General features: G+C 41.0%; 9 protein-coding genes. 6 read left to right on the top strand and 3 right to left on the bottom strand.

The features are described from left to right. Nucleotides 1-59: 59 nt before the first annotated feature. Nucleotides 60-293: a helix-turn-helix domain-containing protein gene (locus tag BMX50_RS29300; protein ID WP_091219474.1), complete on the bottom strand. Its 234-nt coding sequence runs from the start codon at nt 291-293 to the stop codon at nt 60-62. A 96-nt stretch (nt 294-389) separates the two neighbouring features. Between BMX50_RS29300 and BMX50_RS29295 the strand changes: the two genes are divergently transcribed. The 5 genes from BMX50_RS29295 to BMX50_RS29275 all read left to right on the top strand — a co-directional run bounded on the left by BMX50_RS29295 (nt 390) and on the right by BMX50_RS29275 (nt 7,776). Then, nucleotides 390-1,805, top strand: coding sequence for a WG repeat-containing protein (locus tag BMX50_RS29295; RefSeq protein WP_091219469.1), 1,416 nt, complete (start codon nt 390-392; stop codon nt 1,803-1,805). Between the two features lies 1 nt (nt 1,806). Next, nucleotides 1,807-2,166: a DUF6804 family protein gene (locus BMX50_RS29290; protein WP_091219466.1), complete on the top strand. Its 360-nt coding sequence runs from the start codon at nt 1,807-1,809 to the stop codon at nt 2,164-2,166. Nucleotides 2,167-2,177: 11 nt separating this feature from the next. Beyond that, nucleotides 2,178-3,386 (top strand): hypothetical protein, encoded by a 1,209-nt coding sequence (locus tag BMX50_RS29285; RefSeq protein ID WP_091219463.1) that lies wholly within the window; start codon nt 2,178-2,180, stop codon nt 3,384-3,386. 255 nt (nt 3,387-3,641) lie between these two features. Next, the gene (locus tag BMX50_RS29280) at nt 3,642-6,176 is read left to right on the top strand and encodes a KAP family P-loop NTPase fold protein (protein ID WP_091219458.1); all 2,535 of its coding nucleotides are present in this window, start codon (nt 3,642-3,644) and stop codon (nt 6,174-6,176) included. Nucleotides 6,177-6,561: 385 nt separating this feature from the next. After that, nucleotides 6,562-7,776, top strand: coding sequence for a tyrosine-type recombinase/integrase (locus BMX50_RS29275; protein WP_091219847.1), 1,215 nt, complete (start codon nt 6,562-6,564; stop codon nt 7,774-7,776). A 36-nt stretch (nt 7,777-7,812) separates the two neighbouring features. Here the strand turns inward: BMX50_RS29275 and BMX50_RS29270 are convergent, their stop codons facing one another. Together BMX50_RS29270 and BMX50_RS29265 are read right to left on the bottom strand one after the other, a co-directional pair. Continuing rightward, nucleotides 7,813-9,045 carry a type II toxin-antitoxin system HipA family toxin gene (locus tag BMX50_RS29270; RefSeq protein WP_091219454.1) on the bottom strand — a complete coding sequence of 411 codons (1,233 nt, stop codon included), beginning with the start codon at nt 9,043-9,045 and terminating at the stop codon, nt 7,813-7,815. Next, nucleotides 9,042-9,350, bottom strand: coding sequence for a helix-turn-helix domain-containing protein (locus BMX50_RS29265; RefSeq protein WP_091219451.1), 309 nt, complete (start codon nt 9,348-9,350; stop codon nt 9,042-9,044). Before BMX50_RS29265 ends, BMX50_RS29270 begins: the two co-directional genes overlap by 4 nt. 648 nt (nt 9,351-9,998) lie before the next feature. On the opposite strand from BMX50_RS29265, the gene BMX50_RS29255 reads away from it, so the two are divergent. After that, on the top strand, nt 9,999-10,859 hold the full coding sequence (locus BMX50_RS29255; RefSeq protein WP_091219442.1) for a hypothetical protein: 861 nt from the start codon (nt 9,999-10,001) through the stop codon (nt 10,857-10,859). The last annotated feature ends 41 nt before the right edge of the window (nt 10,860-10,900 follow it).

The raw sequence follows: 10,900 nt of genomic DNA, 5'->3' as shown, positions 1-10,900 counted from the left end.
TTTGAATATTTCAATATCATTATATATTAACCATAAAAAAATAAAGATACCAAGCTGAATCAGTATGGGGTATTCATAAATAGCACATGTGGATCAACCCCTAAAGCCTTCGCAATCGTAAAAACAGTCGAAAGGCGGATATTGCGTTTCGCATTCTCAATCCGATAGATTTGTGATATTTCAATTTCGGCAATATTAGCCAATTCTTCCATCGTCAGGTTTTTCTCTTTCCTTATACGTCGAACATTTTTACCAAAAGCAATTACTCCGTCTTGTTCGTCTAATGATGGCATAAACAAAAGTCACTCCATCTTAAAAATATCTTTTAGGCCAATTGGCCTAAAAATCATTCTAATTACCTATTTTTGATTAGCTATCAAATACGGTATATGAAACACATTTTACTCCTAACCTCTGCCATTCTCGCATTTGGCTGCAACACAAACGGCCAACAAAAAAAACAAATAACCAAGCCAGCTGACACTACTAAACCAACCGGTCTGGCCTCTGAAATTATCGTTAACGTCCCCGAAAAACATTACAATGGGCTTAAGCCTGGCGATATCGCCCCCGATGCTGTCAAAGTGAAAGGCGATGACATTAAGGATTTGACTAATGGGGTTGCCGTTATTTATCGCGGTACTGCATCTGCATTGATTGATGTAACGGGAAAATTTTTGATTGACTGGGGAGATGGTGATAATGTTATCTCGGTTGCTGGAAATAACTTTGTATTATTCCGGATATATAATACCGTTATAAATCAAAGTTCCCTTATAAATGTAAAAGATGAAACCGTTATCCCTTACTGGAAAAATCTTGCTTTCAGTGATCGTAATACAGCCGTTACGGGGAAAAATGCCGATAACAAGCCAGTTTCAATAAAGCTGCAACAACGTTTCCCGGCTTTGCCTAATGGTTTTGATACGACCTTTTACGGGAACGCCCTTTACAGGTCTTTTGAAATCTCCCGGTTCATAAAATCATCAAAAGAAATAGAGGTACGCCGGAATGCGATGCGGGTTGATCGAATTAAGAAATTCGGCTTTGTCGATGCAAGTGGTAAAATGCTTATCCCGTTTGAATATGATGGCGTTTCAGATTTCCACGATGGGCTGGCCGCTGTTAAAAAAACAGACCAGTTCGGTAAAGAACAGTGGGGCTTTATCAATGAGCAAGGTAAACTGGTTATCCCGTTTCAATATAGCATTGAACCGGGGGATTTTCACGAGGGATTAGCATTAGTGGTGCCTATCGAACAGGCTGATTTTAACTACGCTTATATTGATAAAACAGGCAACCTTGCTCTCAAAGTGGGAGACGGCAAACCAAATGGAATTAGGTACTATCCCTGCGACGGGGGCGGCAGCCTCAATACAACCGGTATTCGCGATGCGGCAAACCGTTTTACCACTGTTGGCTATTTCATGAATGGTTATGCCTGCTGTAAGCAAGTAAACGGCGAAACAATGCTGCTTGATCATAAAGGCCAAATTCATACGATAAATGAAATCGTGCAGGATAAATCGTTAGGGGGCGACGCTAAAGGTGTAAGAATGATGTCGTATGACGAGCAGGGCTTTTTAATTGATCGCACCCATTTTCCGCGCCCTAACCAAACAGGCCTAATTAACTATAAAGGCCAAACACTATTTCCTCCGGCCTTTAATGAAGTGAAGCCTGACAGTTTTAGCCATTATGCTATCGCCTCGGTGACAGATAAAAGTACCATGAAAATAACAAAAGGCATTATTAATTCCCAGGGCGTGTTTGTCCTCATTCTCGACAATAAAACAACTTTTTAATATGGATCATAAAACACTACAACGAATTGCTATTATCAAAGCGATAGTAGCCGGGCTGCTATTATCAACTTTTTTGTTCCCAAAATACAGTTCAACAGACATCGATTTTTACCAGTTGCTGCGCTTTTTAAGCTGCACCGGATTTGTATGGATTGCGTTGATCTATTGGCGCAATCTCAAAAAAGCAGATGCTGCCGTGGCTGCTTTATGCGCTCTTATCTTCAACCCGTTTCAACAACTCACCATGTTTAACCGTGATGGTTGGGGAAGCTTTAATGAGTGGTTTGGCTTGTTTGTTCTTGTATGGGCGGTTTTTGATTACCTGCAACTGAAAAAGCTTAAAGCCGCTACAAACCAATAACACTATATTCTATGAAACCTAAATTATTATTCTTTTCAATTGTGGCAGCTTTCTGCCTGTTTAGCTGTGGTAAAAGCAGTACGCCTGCGCCTGATAATGGCGGCAGCACCGGCGGTGGTGGCGGTGGTACGGAAACCGATCCCAATAAAGGGGTGACTATCGGCAATACAACGACATATAAGAATTATGTGGTGAAAACGGTCGGCATTAGCACAATCAGAATGGCCACAGATGCCAATGAAAAAATTACTGCTGCCGAGTTTATTGGTGGCGGTAATCATATTGTGGTAAAGACTGGCAACGCCAATAACATGAGTTTTATAAATACTAATAACTTCGAGCCTAATGTAGGCCCTTACGACAATGTTAATCATGTGTTTAATGGAGGATGGTCGAATGCTAACTATCCAGTTGCGCAAGGTGGTAGTATTGATAATGGCAAAATGCTTGATACGGCCAATTCTATAACCATCAAGCTAAAAGGGTTCGACAAGTCTAAAACCGGCTATAATCAGCTTAATCTTGTGCTTTGCGGAGCACCATTCCTGAACACTGCAAAGGATTGGACACAATACAACCTGATTTATATCTACCATGACGGCAGTTATCCCGATGCCGTTAGAAAAAATGCGCTTTATGCTCGCCTGTTAACTACCCCGGTAACAGTTCGCAGCGTTGAACTTGCAAAGCCGCTTTCCGAAAATCCATATATTGTAAAAGATGTTGTGATTTCTACGCTTCTCACAGTAACGGACAAACAGAATAAAACCACGCGTATGGAGTTTAGCACTGGCCTTTATGGTTTGCTAAAAATCGGCAATGATATATCCGGCGATAAAAAGGTTGGGAACACACTCACCACGGAGTTAGTCAATGGCGATAAAGGACAATTATCTTACTCTCCGCAAAATGACGGATTTGGCACGCTGTACCAGCCAATCTTTTCTAACATGCTGCCGTCATCGTTTGCTGCTATGCCGGAAGCGGCAGACAGCTTAAGCAAGGTCTTTGTAAGGGTGAGCGGGTTTGATGCGTCAAAATGTGGTTATAACCAGTTGCGGTTTTATCTCATGTTAGACCCTTATGATATAAAACAGGGCTTCGATCCGCGCCCGATCTTCAACGTCAATCTGGAGCATGATAAAAAACAATCACTGGCCGATCTGAAAGCCATGATTAAAACCAGCGGGCTATATTGCTACCAGTTGGTGAATTATTGATATTTGCATTATCAGCAGATGTACCCATCTGCTTTTGTGATAAGGTTTAGGTTTAACGCCCCGCTCTACGAGAGAACGGGGCGTTTATTATTTATAATATTACTCTATTTTTCGAACTTTGAATTAGCGCATATTAGTACTATGCCCGCACGCCCTTAACCTTATCGCCGAACTTTTGGCTTTGGGAACGAATATTTTTTTTCTGATAGTTTTTTGTTTCCTTTACATGACACCTAACACCCGTTTAGCTAAAACTTGAACTCGAAACTCAAACCTGCAGCCCTTCCAATTGTCGGTGCATTGATTTTGGCATTGACGCTATTTTTCTTTAAAATACCTATTAGCAAATTACTGGATGCAACAATTGCAAAACCTTTATTTGCATCTTTTGAGCAAAGTATTTGGTCAGACATAATACTCACCGCCAGCCTGGCAGGAGCCGTAATCTGGATTTCTACGGAAAAGAATTGGCACTCCCTTATTAAGCCAGTCATTTATGGTGTGTTGTTTTACATCTTTCAACGCACAAACAATTACTGGACTTTTACAAGAACTTCTTCATCTTCCATAATTAATTATTGGGATATGGTGGCTTTTGCCTTATCGTTAACATTGCCTGTTAGTTTCTTTTTGCAACGAAAAACGTCAATCCTAAATCCTGTCCCCTCAATTCAGGGATTTATTGAAGATAACGCGGTTGTCAGCGAAGAGGATGATCATTTTAAACGTAAGGCTACTGCAGTAGAGATAGCCCGTTTAATCCGGCTAACAAACAATCAAAAGTCGTTTGCAATTGGCATTTTAGGTGAGTACGGGAGCGGTAAAACTTCCTTTATGAATTTAATTAACCTTGAGTTAGACAGTAAAGAAGCGTTGAAAATATCATTTGATCCATGGAGTGCTGGCAATCCTGAAAATCTACGAAAAGAGTTTTTTGATTTAATGGCACGCAATATCGCTGAAGTTGATAGAAAGATATCCTCGCTTATCTACAGCTATGGCAGAAAACTGGCAAGCTTTAATGATTACTCACTTTCGGCGTTAAACTGGTTAAATTTCTTTAGCAATCAAGGTTCTGCTCAAAGTTCGGGTGAGTTCCAACAGATCGATAAAATGTTGCGTAGACTTGATCGTAAGATTGTAATAACGATAGATGATCTGGACCGTCTTTATCCTGCTGAAATCTTAGAGGTACTTAAGTTAATTCGGAATACTGGTAGCTTCCCAAATGTATTTTACCTTGTTGGCTATGACAGATCCTATATTCAAGAAGCTTTAAAAAAGCAAAATGAAGCAGGAGGCCTCGACTATTTAGATAAAATTTTCCAACTCGAAATTCCGCTGCCGAAACGAGAAGAAGATGATTTACTAATAACTCTCCAACAACATTTGCGAAGAATGATTTCAAGTGAGCATTACGCCGTCTTTGAAAATGTTATGATACCCAATGGTTTTCGTAGTCGTTACGAAAAAGCTTACAGCAGTGTGTTACGCCAGGGGCGCGATGTTGTTCGCTTTGTCAATGGGTTTAAAATTATTTACGAGTTAATCGGCTCGGAGGTGGATTTTCAATGCCTGTTGATACTTGAATTAATCAAATTTCGATTCCCATCTATCTATGATCTTATTTACACTCAGTCTGATCTATTCCTTTACGAGAGTCCGGTTAGGTCTACTCACGAACAATACTATAGCCCTCGAATGATCAAACAAAAATCTTCAGATAAAATGCCTGATGATTTATCTGTTTTTAAAACACATATTGAGCAATTTAACTGGTTGAATCCCGAAGATGTGTCATTACTTGATGGTTTGTTTATGACTTTATTCAAAGGAAGAACATATAGCCGTCCTGAAGCTAAAAATTCGATATCCTATCCGCTATATTTTGAAATATACTTTCGGTACCGGCTTTCACATTCTGACCTATCAGATAAAGATTTCAAAGCTGCAAGCACATCCGGTAACATGCAAGCTTATATGGCCTATTGCGCGAACCACAATCTACATAAGGAATTGATGATTAGGCTTATGCAAGAGGACATTTCAAAAGATCGTTACCGCTTTGAGGAGGTCATCCGCTGGATTTTTTCATTTGGCCGAACATATGTTGCTAAAGAAGGCTGTTATAAATTTGACTATGAGAGCTTAGTCGATAAGATTTACAATTATCATGATATGATAACTGGCCAATTGTACAAAAATGATTCTCGATCATATCCGGATTTTATCAAGCATCTGTTTAGCACTGGTATCCCTCCTTTCTTATTTGAAAATGAACTAATCTATCATCTTAAGAAAAAAGGGGACCGATTTGTTGTACCTCTTAACGAATTAATCAACCACCAGCTATCCTATTTCACCAGAATGGCAGAAAGTAGTCACGGGCTCAGTAAAGAAACCAATTTATTATTTTGGGGGGCACGAAAACATTTTATGGAGCCGGCCAGTGGTGGAGGCTATCATGAACGCTGGTGCTTTGAGCCGTTACTTGTTGCGAAAATGAAAGCTTATCTTGTAAGTAAAGACCCCAAAGAATTTATCAAATCCAGCATAAATTTTGATATCAGGGACCGGTCAAAAACGTCAATAGTTAGGCAAGTACTGGATATGTTCGATCAGCCATCAGAACTCCGCGAACTAATCGCAGCGAACCCATCTTTGGACGATACAGTTAAAGTCGAATATCTGGAACTTTTCGATAAATTGTCGGCTAAAGATTTCAAGGAGTATGTGGATATAGAATTTTCTACCGATCTGAAATGGGTTGATAATGGTGGTGTTGAATAACCAAGTTATTTGCCGGATTCATGAAGTCGTCTTAAAGTAACTTTCGCCGTCTAAGTTATTAGCATACGTGAATCAATGTCTGTTGAATCGGTTTGGTACCACGTATCTTTATGTAACCCCCGCGTAACCCCAGACTATTTTCAAAAATCATCGTACTAAATAAGTGCTTGATAAAATGGTGGGCCCGGACAGATTTGAACTGTCGACCAGACCGTTATGAGCGATCCGCTCGGATTATTATGCTTATTTAACTAATATTGATTGTTATTGATATATCAATGCTTTATTTTATTTTAACGCTGATGGTTTATTAATTGATTTGCACTGAATTTAACCTATAATGTAACCCCGGCGTAACCCCAGGATGACCAGATCGGAAGACAGAATGAGCAAAACAGTAAACTTTACCAAGGCAGTTATTGAAGCAGCTAAAGCGCCACATGGGCGAATGGTCTTGCGCGACACAAAGATCAGTGGCCTCCAATGCCGCATCAGCGCGACAGGTGTTAAAACATTTTGCGTGTTCAAGAGAATTAAGGGCGGTCAACCAGAAAGGATTACACTGGGTCGGTATCCCGACCTTTCGATTGAGCGGGCCCGTAAAATGGCAATGGTGACCAATGCGGAGATTGCCTCCGGTGCCAACCCTGCTCAGGTCAAACGTAAACATAAAGCGGAATTAAACTTTGGGGAACTGTTCGAAAAATACATAGAAAAATACGCCCGCTTTAACAGCCGGACGTGGAAAAAAGACGAAGGCCGGTATCGGTGCTACCTTGAAAAGCCTTTGGGCAAAAAGCGGCCTTCTGAGATCAAAAAGGCGGATATCGCGGCCATCTATAACGGTATTATGCGACAACCGGCCAAAGGAAAAAAGGATAAAGATGGTAAACCTATCTTAAAATCTGCGGCTACCGCAAACCGGGTACTGGACTTGATTTCCGCTGTATTTAACTGGGGAATGCAATATGAACTTTGCGAAGGCAACCCTGCCGCCGGAACAAAGAGGATTTCCAACCGCAGCCGAGACCGTTTCCTACAAAAAGACGAATTACCACGATTTTTTGAGGCATTACATCGCGAGTCGAACACAATCATTCGTGACTATGTGCTGATATCGCTGTTAACAGGCGCACGCCGTGACAACGTACTATCTATGCAATGGACGGAAATTTCTTTTCAGCGTAAGGAATGGCGCATTCCGCGCACCAAGAACGATGAGCCGCAAACCGTGATGTTGGTTGATGAAGTGATGCAGGTGTTGGAGGCACGCCAAAATAACGGTTCGCAATTTGTGTTTCCTGGTTCCGGTAAAACTGGGCACCTGGTCGAGCCTAAAAAAGGGTGGGCGCGTATCCTAAAAAGTGCAGGTATAGAGAGCCTGCGACTGCATGATCTGCGCCGTACGCTTGGAAGCTGGCAGGCAAAAACAGGGGCTTCACTGGTTATTATCGGTAAATCTCTCAATCATAAATCGCTGGCTGCTACACAGGTGTATTCACGTTTGGATAACGACCCGGTAAGGGAGTCCGTTGAAAAGGCTACAAGTGCTATCCTTGAAGCCGGAAAATTTAAACGGCATACTCAAGCACACGTTTAAATCGTTTGTAATTCTGCCTCAAAGAAACAGCAACAATTACTTGCTGCCGATAATAGTAGATGCAATAAAATCAATAGTTGTTTTTGTTACATGATAATTTTGAGCCAAATCCTTCCATCTTGCGATGGAACTCTCCGTTTGGTCAATAATTTCATCGATAAGTTTTTTAGATAGCTTGGTTTCTTGGCCAAGTTTTATCAAATGACTGATTTTCGGACTTCTGCCTTCGCCCATGACCATGGTGCTTTGTTCCCCATTGGGGCCGCTTGAAAAGGTGAGATCGTAGGCGGGCGCTAATTTCCATGTGCCGTTTTCATCCATCAAAAAACTGAAGTTTTTGGCATGGTCGTCCCGGTTATGGGCCAGTACATTGAAAACGGCGAGGCGATACATTTTTTCTACCTCACGAATATCTTTGGTCAGTGCGCCCGTCAAATTGAGCAGGTCTTCATAATCCAGGGAAGGGGTTCTGAAATCGCTATGCAGTAATCCGCTTGCCGTATGCATGTGCAGCCGCTGTCCGCCATTTCGGTCAAAGCGCTTGACAGCAAAATAACCGTTACCTTTTTGAGATGGGAACAAATGTATGTCCGGCATTAGCACACCGGCTTGTTTTGCCATTAGCCCATAAACGTATTCAATGGCTCCGGCATCCTGTCCATCTTGTGTGTTTGGGAATTTGACCAGCCAAGATTCAAAGCCTTGATGAAGCTGTTCTGTGCCATGAGTGATCTGTTTACGGTCGTTACTCACAGCAATAAGTGCTTTTGGACGTGCACCGGCAGACGAGCCATTCAGGGCCAGTAGCTCTTGCAGCACTTCTTCCGAGCTGCCTTGTAATACTTCTTCTGTTTGTACAGCCAAATGATCCAGGTCGATCAGTTCCTGATGGCTTTGGGGGCTGTTGTCCGGTTCATAAACTAACGCCCCCATACCCGATAAGCCAACATGCGCGAGGCGATCCAGTGGCGAGATATTGGCAGGTAAAATTCCTTGCGATCTGAGCAGACGATCAAACAGCAATCGTCCCCAGCCATCGGGCAAACTATCGCTAAAAACCCCGGCCAATCCTTCAAACGGACGGGCGGGTAATTCGATCACGCCTCTTTGCAAAGGCAAGCGGAATGGCGATATCTCCATTCCCCCAGAGATAAAATCATTATTGTACTCGAAATAAATAACGCGGTCGCGTATGGCCAGTCGTCCCACAGGCCGAATTCCTGTACCGAAATCCAGGCCGACTTTTATTTCTGTTATAGGAGCACTCATTTTTTACGCCCCCTTTTTCGTGAAGTCTTGTCAGTATCTTTAAGTACATCGTCAATGGAGGTGAAAAGCGGCTTTGACGGTTTCAGTACATTAATTAGCTCTTCCGTGCCACCAGTAACCATCAGCAGTTTTAAAAAGGATTCCAGCGAAATCGAACCCTTTTGCTCAAACTTCCGTAAGGTAGGTAATGGCACGCCTGCACGTTCTGCAAGGCCTTCCTGGGTCAATTCCATAGAAAGACGTCTGGCACGAACATTTTCAGCGATCTTTAGCTGTGCTTTAGATGGCGAAATAAGTGATAACATGATATTAGTATACTTGTTTAAATCTATTAACTAATACTATTATATCACAAATATAACAATTATCAATTATAATTTTCTCCACTATTTTGGCAAAACGGCAGTTCGGATAGTTGGAGTATCCAAAAGAGAATATTGGCATCAAAACCTTTTTGCTATTCTCTGAACAAGATCATCGCCATATCCAGCAAACAAAATCACTACTTTGTACTTAACATACTCCTGTATTCAAAACTGTTGCCATATTACCATACTCTCTACACGTGTTTTTTAATCGTTATTAATCAAACCCGTTTTTCGTTGATTATGCGTTTAGCGCCTCTTATATACCGACTCCCTCGCTTGACGGGGGATTCGTACATTAATGACAGAGGAAAGCATGGACATAGTTAACGAAACAGACGAATTACTATGCCGCAAGAAAGCGGCGAAATTTTTAGACTTCTCACCAGGAACATTAGCCGTTTGGGATTGCACCAAACGTTACAACCTTGAACCAATCAAGATAGGCCGAAGCATCCGCTATAAGCGATCTGTCTTAATTCGTTTCCGTGACGAACGCCAAGACAAGATTTGATAAGTTCACTTCATGATTTCATTCAACTCTATTTTAAATACATATCCACTTGCCAATTTGATAGCGCCATCGACATGTGGGAAAAAGATATAAAAGAAAAAAAATGGAAAAATAATGAATATTACCTATTTCGTGAATACGAAACCAATATTTCAGTGGGAGAAATAAGTACTTTTCATCACACATTTGATTTTAAACATCCGGCTAAAATTAGAGTAAATTTCAAGGTATTTTACCCTGAAATAGTACGTGATGAAATGCCGGATATTTTTCGAGGTGCAAGCATCCCACGTTATTACACCATCGACGAAGCACGCAACACTTATAGCATAATTGTAGAGTTAATGTTTTTACAAATGAGGCGGGATGACTCAAGTTACGATCCGTTCAAAGATCGACAGATGATGAAATCTCGTTGGCCAACCGACATTTTTAAATACAGAGACGTTTTGGTCAACGTCGAAAGCATATTTGAAGATGGAAGGTGGCATATAATTGCAATAGACAATCAAGATTTGAGGACTCTTAGACCTCTAACCGCTACATTAGATTTTGACACTTCAGTAATGCCAAGTAAGTTATTTTCGCACCTAAAAATTGGTTTAGAAGAATGGCTATTGGTCAATCCGATTTTTGGCGAATTTGCCTTATTAAAAGGTGTAGAATCTTTGTATAATTTATCTTTAACGGAGGGCTTACAGTTCAATATCAGTAAAATGAAAGGCTTATTCGCAAAAAGTTTCTATACATCATCATTTTTGCTTCATATAAATAAGTTAATATTTCAGTTAAGCACCGTCTTAAAAAGGAGTGCAGCAGAAATTGGAATTTTTGATTTCAATATCAAAGTCTCGATACGTACACATTATTATGAAGCTGTCAAACATGTTGTTGTCACAAAATACTTTGTAACTTCAAAATCGGTAGTCACTTAAAAAGTATCTTATAGTTATCTTGATATAATCCTTTCAAGCAA

The sequence above is a fragment of the Mucilaginibacter gossypiicola genome (assembly GCF_900110105.1).
GTDB lineage: Bacteria > Bacteroidota > Bacteroidia > Sphingobacteriales > Sphingobacteriaceae > Mucilaginibacter > Mucilaginibacter gossypiicola.
The sequence above is the reverse complement of the archived record's forward strand: the minus strand, read 5'-3'. Positions and strand labels throughout refer to the sequence as shown.